At 71.2% G+C, this 17,907-nt stretch carries 14 protein-coding genes and 5 pseudogenes; 9 read left to right on the top strand and 10 right to left on the bottom strand.

The annotated features are described in order from the left end of the window. On the top strand, window positions 1–153 hold a 153-nt coding region (locus AB0O11_RS37320; protein ID WP_363396416.1), incomplete at its 5' end, for a transposase. Between the two features lie 102 nt (window positions 154–255). Here AB0O11_RS37320 and AB0O11_RS37315 read toward each other — a convergent pair. Together AB0O11_RS37315 and AB0O11_RS37310 are read right to left on the bottom strand one after the other, a co-directional pair. Next, window positions 256–891, bottom strand: a pseudogene (locus AB0O11_RS37315) (MFS transporter); the annotation flags it as partial. Between the two features lie 3 nt (window positions 892–894). After that, window positions 895–1,662, bottom strand: coding sequence for an SDR family NAD(P)-dependent oxidoreductase (locus AB0O11_RS37310; protein ID WP_363396414.1), 768 nt, complete (start codon window positions 1,660–1,662; stop codon window positions 895–897). A gap of 56 nt (window positions 1,663–1,718) precedes the next feature. On the opposite strand from AB0O11_RS37310, the gene AB0O11_RS37305 reads away from it, so the two are divergent. Continuing rightward, window positions 1,719–2,726: a helix-turn-helix domain-containing protein gene (locus tag AB0O11_RS37305; RefSeq protein ID WP_363396411.1), complete on the top strand. Its 1,008-nt coding sequence runs from the start codon at window positions 1,719–1,721 to the stop codon at window positions 2,724–2,726. A gap of 87 nt (window positions 2,727–2,813) precedes the next feature. On the opposite strand, the pseudogene AB0O11_RS37300 reads toward AB0O11_RS37305, so the two are convergent. After that, window positions 2,814–3,013 (bottom strand): annotated as a pseudogene (locus tag AB0O11_RS37300) (VOC family protein); the annotation flags it as partial. Between the two features lie 209 nt (window positions 3,014–3,222). Between AB0O11_RS37300 and AB0O11_RS37295 the strand changes: the two are divergent. Then, the gene (locus tag AB0O11_RS37295) at window positions 3,223–4,602 is read left to right on the top strand and encodes an erythromycin esterase family protein (protein ID WP_363396408.1); all 1,380 of its coding nucleotides are present in this window, start codon (window positions 3,223–3,225) and stop codon (window positions 4,600–4,602) included. Between the two features lie 219 nt (window positions 4,603–4,821). Next, entirely contained in the window at window positions 4,822–5,463 is a 642-nt protein-coding gene (locus tag AB0O11_RS37290) for a dihydrofolate reductase family protein (RefSeq protein ID WP_363396405.1), read from the top strand. Window positions 5,464–5,887: 424 nt separating this feature from the next. Here AB0O11_RS37290 and AB0O11_RS37285 read toward each other — a convergent pair. Further along, a pseudogene (locus AB0O11_RS37285) lies at window positions 5,888–6,900 on the bottom strand (BtrH N-terminal domain-containing protein). Continuing rightward, on the bottom strand, window positions 6,897–7,799 hold the full coding sequence (locus AB0O11_RS37280) for a MerR family transcriptional regulator (RefSeq protein WP_363396402.1): 903 nt from the start codon (window positions 7,797–7,799) through the stop codon (window positions 6,897–6,899). The pseudogene AB0O11_RS37285 and the gene AB0O11_RS37280 overlap by 4 nt, the downstream one beginning before the upstream one ends. Before the next feature lie 821 nt (window positions 7,800–8,620). Here AB0O11_RS37280 and AB0O11_RS37275 point away from each other — a divergent pair. After that, window positions 8,621–8,977, top strand: coding sequence for a hypothetical protein (locus tag AB0O11_RS37275; RefSeq protein ID WP_363396399.1), 357 nt, complete (start codon window positions 8,621–8,623; stop codon window positions 8,975–8,977). A gap of 242 nt (window positions 8,978–9,219) precedes the next feature. Here the strand turns inward: AB0O11_RS37275 and AB0O11_RS37270 are convergent, their stop codons facing one another. Beyond that, window positions 9,220–10,566 carry an alkaline phosphatase family protein gene (locus AB0O11_RS37270; RefSeq protein ID WP_363396396.1) on the bottom strand — a complete coding sequence of 449 codons (1,347 nt, stop codon included), beginning with the start codon at window positions 10,564–10,566 and terminating at the stop codon, window positions 9,220–9,222. Between the two features lie 156 nt (window positions 10,567–10,722). Here AB0O11_RS37270 and AB0O11_RS37265 point away from each other — a divergent pair. Continuing rightward, window positions 10,723–10,833 (top strand): annotated as a pseudogene (locus tag AB0O11_RS37265) (transposase); the annotation flags it as partial. 185 nt (window positions 10,834–11,018) lie between these two features. On the opposite strand, the gene AB0O11_RS37260 reads toward AB0O11_RS37265, so the two are convergent. From AB0O11_RS37260 to AB0O11_RS37245, 4 genes are all read right to left on the bottom strand, one after another. Next, window positions 11,019–12,809 carry a hypothetical protein gene (locus AB0O11_RS37260; protein ID WP_363396393.1) on the bottom strand — a complete coding sequence of 597 codons (1,791 nt, stop codon included), beginning with the start codon at window positions 12,807–12,809 and terminating at the stop codon, window positions 11,019–11,021. After that, window positions 12,806–13,900: a MoxR family ATPase gene (locus AB0O11_RS37255; RefSeq protein ID WP_363396390.1), complete on the bottom strand. Its 1,095-nt coding sequence runs from the start codon at window positions 13,898–13,900 to the stop codon at window positions 12,806–12,808. The genes AB0O11_RS37260 and AB0O11_RS37255 overlap by 4 nt, the downstream gene beginning before the upstream one ends. Window positions 13,901–14,183: 283 nt before the next feature. Then, window positions 14,184–15,173, bottom strand: a complete 990-nt coding sequence (locus AB0O11_RS37250; RefSeq protein ID WP_363396387.1) for a transposase — start codon at window positions 15,171–15,173, stop codon at window positions 14,184–14,186. Between the two features lie 63 nt (window positions 15,174–15,236). After that, window positions 15,237–15,833 carry a TetR/AcrR family transcriptional regulator gene (locus tag AB0O11_RS37245; protein ID WP_363396384.1) on the bottom strand — a complete coding sequence of 199 codons (597 nt, stop codon included), beginning with the start codon at window positions 15,831–15,833 and terminating at the stop codon, window positions 15,237–15,239. Between the two features lie 87 nt (window positions 15,834–15,920). Here AB0O11_RS37245 and AB0O11_RS37240 point away from each other — a divergent pair, with 87 nt between their 5' ends. The 3 genes and pseudogenes from AB0O11_RS37240 to AB0O11_RS37230 all read left to right on the top strand — a co-directional run. Further along, window positions 15,921–16,319 (top strand): nuclear transport factor 2 family protein, encoded by a 399-nt coding sequence (locus AB0O11_RS37240; protein ID WP_363396381.1) that lies wholly within the window; start codon window positions 15,921–15,923, stop codon window positions 16,317–16,319. Window positions 16,320–16,358: 39 nt separating this feature from the next. After that, window positions 16,359–17,369, top strand: a complete 1,011-nt coding sequence (locus AB0O11_RS37235; RefSeq protein WP_363396378.1) for an NAD(P)-dependent alcohol dehydrogenase — start codon at window positions 16,359–16,361, stop codon at window positions 17,367–17,369. Between the two features lie 11 nt (window positions 17,370–17,380). After that, window positions 17,381–17,788 (top strand): annotated as a pseudogene (locus AB0O11_RS37230) (IS5/IS1182 family transposase); the annotation flags it as partial. Between the last annotated feature and the right edge of the window lie 119 nt (window positions 17,789–17,907).

Here is a 17,907-nt window from a genome sequence, read left to right as displayed (position 1 = left end):
CGGCGTCTGCGACAGGAGTACGACAGCCACGTCCGCCGCTACCTGTGGGGCGGCCGCTTCTGGTCCGGCTCCTACTTCGCGGGCTCATGCGGTGGCGCGCCGCTCACCGTCGTACGCCAATACATCGAGAGTCAGCAACGCCCGACCGCCTGACCCTCGCCCCGCAGGCGCAGAGAACTCCGGCGCTCCGCGCCTCCGGGCCAGAGATGGCCTTCACCTCCGGCGTGAACGCCGGAGCACTGGCCAAGATCAGAGGTAGAAGCACGAGCGGCGCAGGTCCGGCTCGGTGCGCAGCAGGCGCAGCGGCTCGGCCAGGAGCGCTGGGTACCGCCGGCGGGAGGGCGGGGTCGTGTTCGGCACCGCGAACACCAGGACGGTGGCGAGGACCAGAGCCAGGGCTGCGGCGACCAGGTAGGGGGCCCGCCAGCCCAGCCACTCACCGAGCGTGCCGCTGAAGGTCCGGGCCAGCAGCATGCCGCCGGTCGATCCGCTCAGCAGGGTGCCGAGCACCGCTCCTCGGCGGTCGGCGGCCACGAGACCGGCCGCCAGGGGGCCGACGATCTGCGCGCCCACGGTGGTCAGGCCGACAAGGGTGCTGGCGGCGACGAGGGCCGGCAGAGCCGGTGCGCACCCCGCAGCGAGCAGTGCCAGACCGGTCAGGGCGAGGAGGACGACGAGGAACAGGCGGTGCGGGAGCCGGTCGCCGAGTGGCACCAGCAGGACCATCCCGGCCGTGTAGCCGGTCTGTGTGGCGGTCACCACCGCGGCGGCCGAATCGGGCGACACGTGCAGCCCGGCGGCGACCAGCGGGGCGACGGCCTGCGGAAAGTAGACGTTGCCCACCGCCACGGCGCACGTGACGGCCAGGATCAGGACCATCCGACGGCTCATCGTTCAGTCCACCGGCCCGCCCGCGACGTAGACGACCTGGCCGGAGACGAACCCCGCCCCGGGGCTTGCGAGGAAGGAGGCCGTGTGCGCGATGTCGTCGGGCAGGCCCACCCGGCCGACCGGGATGGACTGCTGCGCCCTGAGCCGGTACTCCTCGAAGCTCAGGCCGAGCCGCCGGGCCGAGGCCCTGGTCATGTCGCTCACGACGAACCCCGGCGCGATGGCGTTCGCGGTCACTCCGTGCGGTCCGAGCTGGAGAGCGAGGGACTTGGTGAATCCGATCAGACCCGCCTTCGCGCTGGCGTAGTCGACACGGCCGGCATCCCCGACCGCGGAGATGCTCGACATGTTGATGACGCGTCCCCAGCCGGCCGTCACCATGTGCGGGCAGACGGCCCGGGCGGCGAAGAACGGGCCGCTGAGGTTGGTCCCCAGGACCGTGTCCCACTGCTGCGTGGTCATGTCCACGAGGTCGGCACGGGGGCCGATGCCGGCGTTGTTGACCAGCACCGTCGGCGGCCCGAACGCGGCGGCGATCCGGGCGACGGCCGCAGTGGCCGCGGCCTCGTCGGCGACATCGGCGGCGACGGCCAGCGCGGCTCCGCCGACACTGGTGATGGCCTCCACCGTACCGGCGCAGTCCGCCTCGTCCAGATCGATCACCCCGACCGCCAAGCCGTCGCCCGCCAGGCGCCGGGCGACAGCGGCGCCGATGCCGCGCGCCGCACCGGTGACAATCGCCGTGCGTCCCACATGAGTTGTGTGTGTCATGAGAGGAAGTCCATGGCATCGACGCCGCGTCGCCAATCGATGTAGCGTATGGCTCAATGATCAGCTTCGTGCTCGGCGTCGAGGACCTCGCGGACACCCGCTTCGCCCTCTCACCCCTGCACGAAACCCTGTTCAGTCTGAGGGTGCTGCAGGATCCGGGCCTGTCCGCGCTGCACCTGCCCTGGCGCAGATCCGTACTCAGCAGGATCGGCACGCTCGACACCGGTCTGCTGATGTCCCTGGTCGCCCAGCGGCGCACCCTCCCCGACTTCCTGACCCCGAATCCCACGAGCTTCGCGCCGGCCTTCGAGGAAGAACTCTCCGTCGTCCGCCAGGCGTCATGCGCCCGGGTCCGCCACGACCTGCTGCTCGCGCACGCACCCGACCCCCTTCCCGAGGCCCTGCGCGACGCCGTCGCCACCGACGACGCACCCGTCGCCAGGCTCCGCGACGCCATCTGCGATCTCCTGGGGCAGTACTGGGAGGTGGCCATCGAGCCGATGTGGCCGCAGATGCGACTGGTGCTGGAAGCCGACATGACCTACCGCGCCCGCCGGCTCGCCCTGGGGGGCGCCCGGCTGCTGTTCGCCGACATGCACCCGAACCTTCGCTGGCACAGCGGAGAGCTGTACATCCACAAGATGATCAGCAGGCACCGGGTCGCGGCATCCGGCCGGGGACTACTGCTCCTGCCGTCCGTGTTCGCACACAAGCCCGCGCCCCCCGTCAGCCCGGACGAGCCGCCGAGCCTCGTCTATCCCAGCCGGGCAGTGGCCACGCTGTGGAGCTCGGAGATGCCGACCGTCGACACGACCGCCCTGGTGGCCCTGCTCGGCTCATCCCGAGCGAGGCTGCTCGGCCTCCTGGAAGAGCCGTTGCCCACCGTGGAGCTCGCCCGCCGTCTCAGGGTCACCCCAAGCGCTGTCTCCCAACACCTGCGTGTCCTGCACGCCACAGGACTGGTCACCAGGACACGTGACGGACGGCATGTGCTGTACCGGAGAAGCACGCTCGGCGACCGGCTCACGACGACGGCCACCGGAGCGCGAAAGCGCGGCAGTTGAGGACCGGCAGTCCGCCTCCGGCCCGTCCGCGACGCCGCCCGCCGGACGATCTCGTTCGGCGCATGGTCCGGTTCCTCCGTCTGGGCGCAGTCGCTCGGCCAGTCCGAGGATGACGCCCTCCGGGCCTCGGGGGCAGCAGAGCAGCCGGCCGTCCTCGAACCGGGCGATCCCGCCGAGGAGTTCGCGCCGTGAGGGCGCAGGCGGGCAACGGTGTCCTCGATGTCGTCGACGGCGACCATGACGCGGTGCGTGCCCGGGATGTTGTGCGGCTGGTTGCGCGGCCCGGCGCCCCGGGTCCGGGCGGGCGCGGCGCGCGCCGTAACGGTCGGCGGGCCGCTGCCCGCCGGGGGGCCGGCCACCGAATCCGACCGGGGGGTTACCCCCAGTGAAGACGGCGGTCCTCCCCAGTGCGCCGCGGGCACCGTCGAAGCGAGGATCGACTCACCGAACGCCGAGGTTCGTCGGCGTTCATTCGAGGTGGGGAGTGATCGGAACGATGGCAGGCAACAAGCGGATCGGGCGGCGGGGACTGCTGACGGCGGCGGTGGCCACTGCGGCCCTGCTGGTCCCGGTGGCGGCGGTCGCCGCGCCGGTGGCCCCGGACACCACCGGCGCCGCCGCGGACCCGGCGACGGCGCAGCGCTCCGTCGTGGTGCGCGCCCTGGAGAGCGTCGCCCAGCCGCTGCGAACGACGGAGCCCGGCGGCCGTACCACCGACCTGCGTGCCCTGGGCTCGATGATCGGCGACGCCAAGGTGGTCGGCCTCGGCGAGGCCACCCACGGCTCGCACGAGTTCTTCGCCATGAAGCAGCGGCTGTTCCGCTACCTCGTCGAAGAGAAGGGCTTCAGCACCTTCGCCCTGGAGACGGGCTGGAGCAGCGGCCTGCAGATCGACGAGTACGTCCAGGGCGGCCCGGGCGACGCGCGGCAGATCGTCAAGGACGCCCTGGGCGGCAGCCCGTGGGACCGCGAGGAGTTCGCCGACCTGATCGCCTGGATGCGGGCCCACAACCTGAGCCACCCGCAGAACCCGGTCCACTTCATGGGTGACGACCTCGGCCTCCCGAGGCTCGGCGACCGGATGTTCGAACGGGTCACCTCCTACGTGCGCGGGGCCCGTCCTGACGTCCTCCCGCAGCTCGACGGGCTCTACGCGGGCCTGCGGCCGTTCGACGACGCCTTCGCCTACCTGCGCAAGCCGCTCGCCGAGCGCCGGGACAGCGCCGCCAAGGCACAACAGGCGCTCGACCTGGTCACCGCGAGTGGTACCGGTGGCTCCGGCGACGAAGCCCACGCATGGGCCGTGCAGCACGCCCGGAACATCGCCGAGACCTTCGCCTTCGCCGCCCTGGACATCGCCGACCCGGCCTCCGTCTCCGCCTCGGAGCAGCTGCGCGACCGGGCGATGGCGGACAACACCGCGTGGTGGCAGCGCCGTACCGGCGGCAAGGTGCTGCTGTCGGCACACAACGGGCACACCGGCTACGTGGCCACCGACACCTTCATGTACCCCAAGCCGCAGGGCTCCCAGCTGCGCGACACCTACGGCCGCGACTACGTGGCCATCGGCTTCACCTTCGACAGCGGCTCCTTCCTCACCAACGACGCGATCCTGACCGACGGCTGGAAGACCGTCACCGTCCCGGCGGCCACGCCGGACATGAACGAGTACACCCTCGACCAGGTCCGCTACCGGGACTACTACGTCGACCTGCGCACCGCGCCCCGGGCGGCCCGCGACTGGCTGGACGTCACCCGCCCCACCTACGACGCGGGCTCGGTCTACGTCAGCGACCCGATGCCGCAGCTCGCGATCGGCCGGGCCTACGACGTCCTCATCCACCTGAACCACGTCACCCAGGCGCGCAAGTTCTGATCGCGCGCCCACGACGCCGACGGCCCCGGTGGCCTCGCCCACAGCCGCGTGTGGCGGCCGATCCGCCGGCCGTGAACGCCCTCGCCACGGGGGCGGTGCTTCCGCTGCCGCCGGGGCAGGCAGCGGGTGCGGACATCGGGTACCGGCGCGGCGATGAGTTTTCCGGCCCCGGCGGGTCTACACCTCGACGGGAACGACCACCTCATCGGGAGTGCAGACATGGGCCTCATCCACATCGAACTGTTCGCGACCCTCGACCTCGTCGGGCAGGCGCCCGGCGGACCCGACGAGGACCCGGTGGGGTTCCCCTTCGGCGGCTGGCAGGCGCCCCTGCTGAGCGAGGTCACCGGGACGCAGATCCTTGCCGCGTACGAGGGCACGGACGCCCTGCTGCTCGGCCGGCGGACGTACGACATCTTCGCCGCCTACTGGCCGCACCAGAAGGACGGCGAGATCGCCGAGCTCTTCAACCGCGTCCCGAAGTACGTGGCCTCCCGCGGCAGGCCCGACCTCCCGTGGGCGGGATCCACGCTGCTGGGCCCCGACCTGGCGGGCGCGGTGCGCGAGGTCCGTGACCGGCACCGGCACGTGAAGGTCGTCGGGAGCCTGGACCTGGTGCAGACCCTCCTGCGGGAGAAGCTCTTCGACCGTCTCGACCTGTGGGTGCACCCGATCGTGCTCGGCGTCGGGAAGAAGGTGTTCGACGGCGGCGCGGTGCCCACGAACCTCACGCTCCTCGAACCGCCGGTGGCCGGCCCGCAGGGCAGCGTGTTCCTGCGCTACGGGCTCGCCGACGGCACGCCCCGGACGGGCGATATGGGCGCGCCCGACCGCGGCCTCGGGCGCGACGACGTCCGCTGATCCGATGACCAGCGTCACCGCCGGCAGGGTCGCCCCGGGCGTCGAGTCGTTCGGTGACGCCGACGCGCCGCCGGAACCGCTCCGGATCCCGCCGGCCGTACCACTGGAACTCGCCCATCGCCTGCGGATCGTTGATCAGGCGGCCGAACACGGGGAGGTCGGCTTCGGCCACGGGGCGCGGGACGCGGGGAGACCGTTTCGTCGCTCGTCCGGTCACCATGGCCACCCCGGCACCGGGCGACCCTGAGGCTCCGTCAGTCGCCAGGTCCAGGTGATCGACTTGATCAACACCGCCGAACGCGAATCCGGCCTGCGGGTCATCGCTTGACAGCCCCTCGCACAGCCGGACACCGGACCGGCGGCCGGCGGCCGGTGCGCCGACACGGTCTTCGGCGCTCCCCTCCCCTCGCGGCCCGGCGGCAGCTCACCGCCGGGGCCGGCCGCCCGTGACCGGCACGTCGCTCCCGGCCGGCAGCCGGGCCAGTTCCTCCATCGCCTCGCGCTCGATCCGTGCCAGCTCGCCCAGCAGCCCGCCGGCCCGCTCCAGCGGCCCCGCGTCCCCCGACTCCCCGGCCGCGCCGACCAGTCGGGCCACCTCGCTCCAGCCCGCCGCGGCCTCGGTGTACCGGTCACGGGCAGTGCGCACCCGCGGGTCGTCGAGCAGCTCGGCGCACTCGGCGAGGAAGTCCCGGTAGAGGTTGCGGAACAGTGCGCCGCCCGTCCCGGCCAGCTCCATCATCCGTGCGGCCTGCGGCAGTCGGAGCGCCGGCTGGTCGGCCCTGGCCAGCCAGCCCGGCACCAGGGCGGCGGCCTTGGCGATGCCGCGGTGGCCGAGGTTGGCGATCGGCGGGTGCAGGAAGGCCGCCGCGCAGTCGGCCATCGCCGGCGCCAGCAGGCCACGCACGTCCGGCAGTTCGCTGTGCAGGGCGAGCGTGAAGGAGCGGTGGCGGGCGGTCATCGGGCCGCGTTCGGCGCCGCCGCCGCGAGCGAGGCCAGGCTGGTGGTGACCGCGCCGCCCTGTTGCGCGGTGTCCACCAGGTGGGCGTCGGTCACGTCGTAGCCGCGCATCGCGACCACGTGCCCGCCGAAGTGCACCCGGGAGGTGAAGTACTCCAGGTGGTAGCTGTCCAGTTGGAGCCCGACCGGGCGTCCGGCGTCCAGCTCGGCGGCCACGTTGCGCCAGGCCCGGCCGGCGGAGGCGGTCTCCCGGACGTCCAGCTCCAGACCGAGCCGGGCGGCCAGGGCGCGGGTCAGCTCGAAGGGCTTGACCCGGCCGCCGAGGAACGGGAAGTCCAGCCCCTTGCCGTCCCAGTAGACGAACGACAGCCCGGCCCCGAGCCCGAACAGCATCGACTCGGACAGCTCTACGCCCTCGTGGCGCAGCAGCACGTCCAGCGCCGTCGTCTCACAGTGCTTCCCGCCACGCGGCTCCGTCATGCCGTTTCCTCCGTCCGCTCCTCGACCCGGACCATCAGGCGGGTCGTCCATTCCTGCTCGGGAGCCTCCCCCGGTCCGACCAGGTACGCCTCCCGCACCGGGGCCAGCGGCCGCAGTCCGCGCTCGTGCACGGCGGCCAGCAACGCATGATAGGCGAGCGGCAGTTGGGAGTACGGGCCGTGGTGGACCGTCTCCACCACCGGGCCGCCGGGCAGCAGCTCGCGTTCCAGGCCGCCGGGCAGCCTGCGGGGCCCGCCCGCCTCGGCTGCCTCGCCCGCCTTGCCCGCCTCGGCTGCCTCGCCCGCCTTGCCCGCCTCGGCTGCCTCGCCCGCCCTGTCCGGCTCGGCGCCGACCGCGATGCGCATGCCCTCGGCGAGGTCCAGCGGGAACAGCCCCCACAGCGGGGGCCGCCAGGACGTGCCGTGCAGTCCCGCCAGCAGCCGGCCGACGCCCGCTCCGATCCGCTCCGCCAGCTCGCCCGGCCCGGCCACCGCCCGTACGACGACGAGCTGCCGCTCCGGCTCCCGCCCGAGGGCGATCTCGTACCCGGGCAGTCCGCCGCCGGCCGCGAGGCGTTCCAGCAGCTCCAGGCGGGCCCGGTCGCGGGTGATCCGCTCGGCGACCCGGTCGCGTTCGGCGCGCAGCAGGCCGGCCCGCTCCGGCTCGGCGGCCGCCAGGGTCGCGGCGATCACCGCGAGCGGCACGTCGAGGTCGCGCAGCAGCGCGACGGTGAGCGCGTCGCGGGCCTGCCCGGGTGCGTAGTAGCGGTACCCGGTGGCGGGGTCGACCCTGGCCGGGGGCAGCAGGCCGGTGTCGTCGTAGTGGCGGAGCTGTTTCACGCTCAGCCGGCAGAGGCGGGCGAAGCGCCCGATGGTGAGGAAGTCGTCCTGGTCTCGCACGGGCCCATCGTGGACCCTCCCGCTGTGGGAGGGTCCATCCCGCGCGCCCGGCCGGACTGCCGGCGGGAGGGGAGAGCGCTGTCGCGCGTGTCGTCGTCGGTACCGGCCGAAGTGCTGCCGCCGTCGATGGAGCCGAAGGCCTCCAGGACCACCCAGCCCGACTGCGTTCCCGCAGTGGGCGGGGCATTGTGGATCCGGAAGGAGTCGGCCACCTGAGGACCGACACGCCATCTCCCACAGAACGTGGCCCCGAACCCTCGGTGACGGTCGCCGTCCGGGTGCGTCCGCGGGTGCGGCCCGGTGTGCCAGCCCTCGCACCGGTACGGCAGCAGGAACGAGACGATCAGGCGCGCCCCAGTCGGGGATGCACAGCTGGACGAGCGCGGCGTCCGCGCGGGCGGCCTGACGGGGCGCAGCGACCGAAGCGACCGAGTCATCCAGCTCGGCCGGGGCCTGCGGGGCGGGCTGCTCCGGGACGGCGGCCTTCGGCTGCCCGGCCGGGGCGGGCGCACGCCCGGCGATCGAGCGCGGTCTCACCGAGACCGGCGGCCTCGCCGCGCGGACGGTCGCGTCCGGCTGGACCGCGGATGGGTTCAGCGAGCTGCTGCCCTGTTCGGCCACCTGCCCAACACGCAGACCGGCCGGTTCGCCAAGGTCGGGCGCGCCCACGAACGGGTGAAGTGGGCTGATTGGGCATGACGTGCTGTAGGCATAAGGGCGTGTCTGCTCATGAGGAGGACAGGGCGGCTGCGGGGAAACCCAAGTCTGTGACGTCCGTCCCGGCTGAACTGCTGTTCCTGGCACCTGTCTTTGTAGGACTCATGGTGTTCCTCGTGTTGACCGCTGCGAGCACCACGGTGGGCGCCGGCAACAAGGCGGCCAGTCCACCGGACCTGTCCACCGTCGCAGGCTCGATCGCCGCTCTGGTCCTCGGGCTGGTCATCAACCCGCGACCGGGGGCTCCGAGGCTCCATGTGGTGCTATGGGTGGCGTTGGCTCTGCTGGCACTGGGAGTCACGGTGTTCGCCGCGTGGGAGGTGTTCGACAGCACTCACCATGCGGCTGGGGCCGCCCTGTCGGCGGCGCTCGCGGCATTCGGCGGTCTGTTCCTCGATGCTACGAAGATCACGCACAACACGCAGGCGCTGACCCGGGCCGTCCGGCCGAGCCGCCGGTGACCCGGACTTCCCTCATGTCCCCAATCCGCCCGAAACGATGGAGATATGAGTGAGGCCCGTACGAATTGCCCTGCGTGCCTCACATGGCACTGAGTTCGGCACCCGCGGTGGGTACTCCGGCGGGTGCTGCCGGACCTGGACGAATGGGCACATCTCCCGGGGCGGGACGGTGGCCCGAACGACCTGTCGCTTTCCTGAGGTACGCCCGGATGTCGTCTTCTGACCACGGAGGCGAACAGCTCTCAAGCCTTCGGGAGGACGTTCTCGGCAACAAGGTTGTTGTAGACCTGTTCGAGGTGGGAGGTCACGGCCCGGGCGGGGTTCTCGCCCGTGGAGACGGGGACGATGACACCCTCCAGCGGATTGTCATCCCGAGGTTCGTCCAGGGTCAGGACACCTCCGATGCCAGGGGCCGCTTCGTCCCGGGCGGTGAGCGGGGACACACCCCACCGCTGCTGGATCGTCTTGAGCACTGAGGTGTGATCCAGTGGCACGCTGTCACCGGGCACGTTGAAGACGGTACCGCGAGCGATGAGCGGGGAGACCAGCACCGTGGGTACCCGCACCCCGAACCTGGTGAAGTCGAAGCCGGCCTCTCCGGCCTGTTGATCGGGCGATGCCGCGCCGGCGGGCGGCGGCACGTGGTCGTAGCAGCCGCCGTGCTCGTCATAGGTGATCACCAACAAGGTCTTGGCCCAGTCCGGCCCGGTGCGCAGCGCGTTGTACACGTCGAGGATGAGCTGTTCGCCCGATCCGACGTCATCGTTGGGGTGCTGGCTGTTCCCGTCGTGCTTCCAGGCGGGTTCCAGGAAGGCGAACGCGGGCAGGGAGCCCTCGGTGGCGGCGTTCTTGAAGTCGATGAAGTGGCCGAAGTGCTGATCACCGGCCTGCTGGATGTCGGGGAAGTTGGCCCTGGTCAACGGCGGAAGGTTGTAGCCGTAGATCACCCAGCCAATGTCCTTTTCGCTGAGCCGGCCGAAGATGCTGTCCGTCTTGAACATGACCTTGTCGTTCTTCGCCTGGTTCTCGCATGCCTTGTCACTCACCAGGCCCAGGCTGGTCCCGGCGAGGGCGAAGCCCCGGTTGGGCAGGGTCTGGGTCGGCACCGAGCAGTACCAGTGGTCGCACACCGCGTAGCCCCGGGCCAGTCCGGACAGCACGGGCAGCGCTTCCGGGGGGAAGCAGCCCATGATGTCACTCGCGGTGACGCCCGGGGAGTTGCCTTTCCTGGTCGGGAACATCTGCGCGAAGTCGGTGACGAAGCCCTCGTTGGTCGCGTCGGGGGCGGGGTCAGGCACCTGTTGCGTACCGAACAGCTGGTTGTTGACCCTGTGGTACTCCTCTCCGGGGACGGAGCCGGGCATGAAGTACGCGCCGGGTTTGGTGTGGTCGATCGGGAAGACGGTGACTTTGCCGCCGTTCCCGTCCGGGTTGGACTCCGCGCCGGTCAGGCCTTCGAAGGACTGACCGGACGGGCGGTTGCCCTGGTCGGTGTAGAGGAATCCGAGCATGTTGTCGAAGGAGCGGTTTTCCAACATGAGGACCACGAGGTGGTCTATCCGGCTCAGAAGTGTGGTGTCCGATGACATCTGGCACCTCCCGCACATCGCGCGGACTGGAGGATCGAGGCCCCACCGCGCACGGTGGCAGCCCCTACTACCACCGTAGGAGCAGACCCCTGCACCCTGCTCGGCGGCGTCGGGCACATCCTCGTAGCCGTGGAAGCTGCCGTCTGTGCGCCACGAATGCCGCGCGGGAACTTCGCCCCATGCGTGCGGGAGATCGTGAACGCGATCCTGTACCAGGCCCGCACCGGTTGCCAGTGGCGTTACCTGCCACACGATCTCCCGCCGCCCAGTGCGGTCCACTACTACTTCGGCAAGTGGCGCGACGATGGCACCGACCAGACCATCCACGACCTGCTGCGCTCGCAGGTCCGCGCGAGCCGGGGCCCGCACGAGGACCCCAGCGCGGTCGCGCTCGATACCCAGACCGTCCGCTCCCCGGTGAACGCGCCCAAGGACACGGCGGGCCTGGCCGCTCAGCTCATCCGGAAGACCGGTCCGCGCGGGGTGAACGGCAGTGCGGCGCCGCGCGGGACGAGGAAGGCGTGCTCGCGGCGCAGCCGCAGTACGTCGCACTCGCCGTCGGTGATCACCAGGACGGGTGCCCCGGGCGGGAAGTCCTCGGCTCGTTCCAGCAGGTCGATGCCCGGCTGGAGGACGGTGCCGCCGCGTCCGTGCACCCGCAGGCGCCCGGCGATCTCTTCGACCGGGAGGTACCCGGCGTCGTGCGGGGCGGCGTCGCAGTGCACCACCCGGGCGGCCGGAACGTCCCGGGCGGCGGCGTAGGAGGCGATCGCGCCGAGCGCCTTGCCGAGCAGTGTCCGGTCCATCGAGCCCGAGGTGTCCAGGACGACCCCGAAGGTGCAGCGCGGCACCTCCTCCTCGGGGTGGTGGCGGCCGGCCCGGGGGATGTCCGGGGTGGCGGACTGCCGGCGGGCGGGACGGGAGTAGCTGCGCACCGGTTCCGGCCTTGGCACGAACTCGTCGAACCAGCGGGCCAGTTGGGCGTCCCAGGGCAGCGGGGGGTGCGCGAGTGCGCGGATCTCCTCGACCAGCCCGGCCGGGAGCAGGCCGCGTTCGCGCCGGTGCAGTTCGAAGCCCTGCTGGAGGCCGCGCCGGTAGAAGTCGTCGAGGTCCACGTAGTCCCGGGGCGGCCCGAGCGGCTCGCCGAGGACGTCCGGACGGTTCTTCCCGGCCAGGGTGGCGAGGCGGCGGATCCGGCGCTGGTCGCGGGCGATCCGGTCGTACACCTCCTCGGCCGACAGACCCTTCAGCTGAGGGTCGTGCAGCAGCCCGTCGGGCATCTCGCCGACGCCCATCTCCAGCAGCCAGCCGTTGATGACGTAGTCGGCGGCGACGTTGAACAGGAACGGGTCCCGTCCACCGCGGCGCTCGCCGTGCCGCAGGGCAGCGTGCAGGATCTCGTGGCCGAGGATGAACCGCCACTCCTCGTCGGCGTAGTGGCGCAGCGGGTTGACGTAGATCTCGGCGGCCTCGGCGTTGACGGCGGCGACGGCGATGTCGTGGGCGCGGGCGAGTTCGGCGTCGGCGACGACGGTGAGGCCGGCCGCGATGCCGCCGAGAAGGGGGTACGAGGAGACGAACCAGTTGAGTGCCCGGTTCCAGGGCCGCTCGGGCAGGCGTTCGCCGGTCTCGGCGTCGATCCGGCCGCCGGCCCGGTCCATCGCGGCCGACATGGTGCGGGTGAGCGCGGCCGCGAAGGCCGTCGGCCAGTCCTCGCGGGCCTGGCCGTGGCCGCGCCACTCGACGAGCAACTGGTCGCGTTCGGCGGTGCCGGCCGTCCCGGCGGTGGTGGGCGGCAGGCCGTCGCGGCGCCAGCGGGCGGCCAGTTCCTCCTCGTCGCCGCCCGGGTACTCATGCGGGAGTACGACCGGGGCACGGCCGACCGGGAAGGTCGCGAGGAAGCGGTTGACCACCGCGCAGCGGGCGGCGGCCTGGTGGGCGTCGGGCTGGGTCCGGGTGCCGCGGGCGCCCGGGAGGTGGCCGAAGCCGAGGTGCAGCAGGCAGTGCGCCAGCACCCAGGCCCACTCCTCGGGTTCGGCCCGGCGGCGCGGGTTGACGTGCAGGGTGCCGTTGGAGTCGGCCACCGCCCAGCCCTCCGGCGGGGCGGTGGTGCAGTCATCGGTGCGGCAGATGTCGGCGCGCAGGGCGGCGAGGGCCGGGTTGCGGCGGAGCAGTTGGAGGCCCTCGGCGAAGGACTCGGCGCCCGGGTCCGGCTTCTTCCGGTCGGTCGGGGCGCGTTTCACCGGCGAGCCTCGACCAGGCGGGGCATGTCCCGGGCGGCCTCGATCAGGAACCAGGAGGGCAGCACCGGGTTGCCGTCCGGGCCGTCGGCGATCACCGTCTGGGCGACCTCCACCGAGATCTCGGCCAGCTGCACCAGCAGCGACTTGGCCCGGAAGGCGGTCTGCCGCTGCGCCCCGGAGGCGTGCTCCTTGCGGGCGGGCAGTTCCTTGACGAGCCGGCCGCGGAAGGCGTCGGCCAGGTAGTAGAGCAGGTCGCGGTCCTCCAGCCGGTGCGGCCAGCGGGCGTCGCCCTTGAGGATCGCCTCCAGGCCGTAGGAGTTGCGGACGATCTTCGCGTAGCCGCAGAAGGCGACCGCGTGCTGCGCGGTGAGCAGTCCGTGGGCGACGACCTTGATGGTCTCTCCCCCAGCCTGGCGGCCGGGAGGTGCCCCCACGTCCAGGGTGGGGCCGAAGGAGTGCAGCGCGTCGGAGAGCATGTGCCAGGCGCGCGGGGTGGAGAACGGCTCCTCGGTCTTGGGCGGGGCGGACCACAGGTGGTCGGGCCGGTCGGTGAGGTGGTCGACGATCCAGGGGTGGATGCCGGCGCCGGCCGCCCAGCGCAGCCAGTCCTCGGCGCTGGCCCGCAGATGGACGTGGACCATGCGGTTGACCAGCGCGGATGCCATCGGGCGGGCGAGCGCGCCGTCGGTGGCGCGGTTCCCGGCGCCGATCACGATCGAGCCGGGCGGCAGCTCGTACGAGCCGATCCTGCGGTCCAGGATCAGCGAGTAGAAGGCCTTCTGGACGTCCGGCGAGGCCGCGTTGAGTTCGTCCAGGAACAGGCAGTACGGCTCGTCGCGGGCGATCTGCTCGGGCGGGCAGAACCGGGAGCGGCCCTCGGGGGTGAGCTGCGGGACGCCGATCAGGTCCTCCGGGGCGAGCTGGGTGCCGACCAGGCTCACGCACTCCAGGCCGAGCGACTCGGCGAACGCCCTGACCAGCGAGGACTTTCCGATCCCGGGGGCGCCCCAGACGAATACCGGGCGGACGGTGGCCAGGCCGAGCAGCAGCTCGGGGATCTGGGCGGGCGAGACGCTGACTGCTCCCTGCACGGGGCTCCTTCGCGACAACGGTGTGTGACCGGCCCAGTGTGCGGTGCGAGTTGGCCGGGCGCACCCGGATTTTCGGTGGCCCGGCGGCTGAGAACAGTGGCTGGGGACCTGTGATCGGTCGGGATCGTTGTCACTTGGTCGCGGTATCTGTCACCGACTTCCCCGGACGAGACGCCGGTCCCGTGATCGGTTGTCCTGTCGCGCTGGAACTGTCGGATTCCCATTCGTTCTCGTTCGTGCTGTCGGAATTCTCCTTCGTTGCCCTCTGCGCGGCTGGCTGCTCTCACTCCAGTGGCTGGTCAGGGCTCCGGCGGATCAAAAACCGGGTGCGTACGAGCTGGTTCGCACTCGTATACTCGTGCGAGCTCGTGACTCCTCCCCCGGCTGAAGCCTCAGCCTTGGCGCGCAGGATCGCAAGGAACACCCCCCACCCGGCATCGTTGATCGAGCGATTCAACCCCGCCTTGGCCGCAGCCCCGTTCGACAGGAACACGCCCGTCCGCTTGGGATCAGGCCTCGACACGGAGGCCTTGACCATGCTGCGGATCCTGAGGTCCTCTTGCGCGTTGACGTCGTGCTCCCGCACGAGATCGAGCGCGGTCTTGTGCGCATGGTCGAGGCGCCGGCCACGGACCGTGTGGTGCAGCCGGGCGACGGTCTCCACGGCCCCGATCAGGGTCTGCCCGGGCCGGGCGGCCACCAGGTCCGTCTCGGTGGCCAGGATGTCCAGCAGGGTGGTGCGCTCGTCGGCCTTGGCGCCGGTCAGCGCGAACGCGACGGGCAGGCCGCGCAGGGTGCACATCAGGTGCAGCCGCAAGCCCCAGAAGGACCGCGAATGGCTGGCGCAGTAGCCGTACTCGGCCCATCCGGCCAGGTCGCAGCGCTTGACCGTCTCCCGGGAGCGCCCGCACTCGATCGGCGTGGAGTCGACCACCCACACGTCGTCGGTCCACAGGCTGGTGTCGGTGGCCAGCAGCCGGTTGACGCGGGCGATCAGGTCGGCGGCCTTGCGCAGGCGCCGGTTGTAGCCCGACTGACCCGGCAGGTACGGGAACAGGTGCTGCAGGTGGGAACTCGCGTAGCGGATCCAGCGGCGCTCGGAGACGTAGCCGAGCAGGGCCTGCATCACCGCGAGGGCGACCGGCTCGGCATCGCTGAGCTTGGGCTCGATGCCGATCTCGGGCCGCCACAAAGCCAGATGCGGCGATTCCTTCAGCAGGTCGTCGGTCTTCGCATAGAGCGCGGTGGCGAGGGAGTCCAGGTCAGGCGTCACAACCGATCTCTGGACTCCCTCGCTTCATGTCATGCGCGCCAGTGAGCCCTTGGCATCAATCGTCTAGGTCGGGCGCGCCGGGTCGTCCTGGTTGCCGCGCTGCGCGAGAATCTGCACAGCCAGCTCCCGCGCGGATGCGACCGGGTTGGTGTCGGGGCGGGTGGCTCCGGCCGCCAGGGCTCCGTCGATCAGCAGCAGGAGTTGGTCGGCTGCGTGGGCGGGTTGGGGATGACCAAGCCTGACGAGCTCGCCTGCCAGGAGTCGGCTCACGCGCTCACGGTACTGGCGGGTGATGGCGCGCCCCGGATGGTCGGGGTCGGCCAGGGCCAGGTCGGCGGCGAGATACCGACAGCCTCGGAAGTCCGGCTCGGTGACGACGGTGGCGAGCTTGTCGAAGACGGCCAGCAGGCGCTCGCGCGGATCGTCGCCAGCGCCTCGCATGGTCTGCTCGTAGCGGGCCTCGTCCTCAGCGGCACTGCGGCGAAGGACCTCGGCGATCAGGCCGTCCTTTCCGCCGAAGTGCTCGTACAGGGAGCGGCGGGCTACATTCGCGCTCTTGAGCAGGGCGTCCACACCCACACCGACGCCATGGCGGTAGGTCAGCTCCTGTGCCGCCTCCAGCAGGCGCTCGCGTGGTCCTGGTTCCGTGCGGGTACTCATGGTGCCAGCCTGCCAGTGGTTGACCAGTAGATCAACCGTTCTATACATTCAAGTAGACCGACTGTTCTATCTACGAAGGAGTGGTCCATGCCTCCTCGCACGACCGCCGCTGTCATCGACCGCTTCAACTACGCCTTCGTCCACCACGAGCCCGACGTACTCGACGATCTGGTGGGCGAGCACTGCGTCATGGAGGCGATCCAGCCGGCGCCGGACGGCGATCGCCACGAAGGCCGGGAGGCGTGTCTCGCCTTCTGGCGGGCGCTCGCGGCCGACCACACCACCCAGTTCCAACCCGAGGACATCGCCGTCGCGGGTGACCGCGCGACGATCCGCTGGCGTTACCGCTTCGGCGACGAGCCCACCGACTCCGTTCGCGGCGTGAACCTCATGCGCGTCGAGGACGGCCGGATTGTGGAGGCCCTCGGCTACAGCAAGACCGCCGGCGAAGTCCCGCTGGCCACCGACTCGGACGCCGACAAGTGAGCGGCAGCCGAGCAGGACACGAGAAAGGAGCACCCTTTCATGCGTAGCTACCACGTCGACAGCGGTGCCGGGATCGGCGGCCTGGCGATCCGTGAGCATGCAGACCCGGTCCCCGGCCCGGGTCAGGTCCTGGTCGCCATACACGCCGCCGCCTTGAGCTACCGCGACCTGATGGTGCTGCGCGGTGACTACGTACTTCCCGTGAAACCCGACGTGGTGCCGGTGGCCGACGGAGCCGGCCAAGTAGTGGCAGTGGGCCGCGGAGTCACGGCGGCGCGGGTCGGAGAGCGGGTAGCCGGTACGGTCTTCCCGAGCTGGCAGGACGGCCCGTTCGGCACCCAACACCTCGCACAACTCGGCGGCTCCCTGGACGGCATGCTCACCGAGCTCGCCCTGATCGACGAGACGGCGTTGGTGCCCGTGCCCGAGCACCTGTCGTTCGAGGAAGCCGCGACACTGCCCTGCGCCGCGGTCACCGCCTGGAATGCGCTGACTGGTGACGGCAACGGCCTGCGGCCCGGGCAGACCCTGCTCACCCTTGGGTCGGGCGGAGTTTCCCTGTTCGCCCTCCAACTCGGCAAGGCCCTCGGGGCCCGTGTGATCGCCACCACCAGCAGCCCGGCCAAGGCGCAGCGTCTGGCCGAACTCGGAGCGGACGAGGTGATCGACTACAAGACCACTCCCGACTGGCCGAGCAGAGTACGAGAGCTGACGGACGGCCAGGGTGCCGATCGTGTGGTCGACGTCGCAGGCCGGATCGAAGAATCACTCAAGGCGATGAAGGTTGCGGGCCACGTCGCATGTGTCGGCTTCGTCTCCCAGACCGCGCCGCCGATCGATCCCTGGGTACTGTTCGGCTCCGGTGCCACTGTGCGCGCGCTCGCCGTCGGTAGCCGGGCACAGTTCCTGGCAATGAACCGGCTCGTCGAGCAGAAGCGAATCCGTCCGGTGATCGACCGAGCCTTCCCGTTCAGCAAAGCCCCGGAGGCATTTCGCTACTACGCGTCAGGAGCCGCATTTGGCAAGGTGATCATCAGCAATCGGGTTTGACGGCAGCCAATGAGCCCGCACCCGCCAACATTTGCGACCACACTCTTCTGCCCGCCACCCTCGACCGCCTCACCGCCCTGGAACCGGCCCTCGGCCCCCTGTCGAAGCATCCGAGCCTGGCCCTGGACGCCGGCTACGACTATCGCCCAGTCCGTGACGACCTGGCCGAACGCGGGATCGACGCCCGCATCGCCCCACGCGGCGTGAAGACCCCGATCCAAGCCGGAGGCCGCTGGGTGGTGGAGCGCACCAACTCCTGGATGAACAACTTCGGCAAGCTCCGTCGCTGCACCGAGCGCCGAAGAGCAGCAGTCGAGTTCTTCCTCGCCCTGGCCAGCACCATCATCACTGTCCGATGCCTGATCACCCGGGCCTGGCCCCTCTACCGCTGGAACACCCGACCCCGAAACCCACGAATCCATGACCTACTGGCGGACGCTCTTAGCTTGAATTTAAAGGTTGCCCCTCGGCATTCAGGCCGAGGGGTTGTCCTTTTTCTGCTGGTTCTTGCCGACGGGATGGCGGGGTGCGGGGGTGG

Origin of the sequence: Kitasatospora sp. NPDC093102 (genome assembly GCF_040683915.1) — a bacterium.
In the GTDB taxonomy this organism is placed as follows: domain Bacteria; phylum Actinomycetota; class Actinomycetes; order Streptomycetales; family Streptomycetaceae; genus Kitasatospora.
This window is presented reverse-complemented; position numbering and strand designations above follow the sequence as displayed.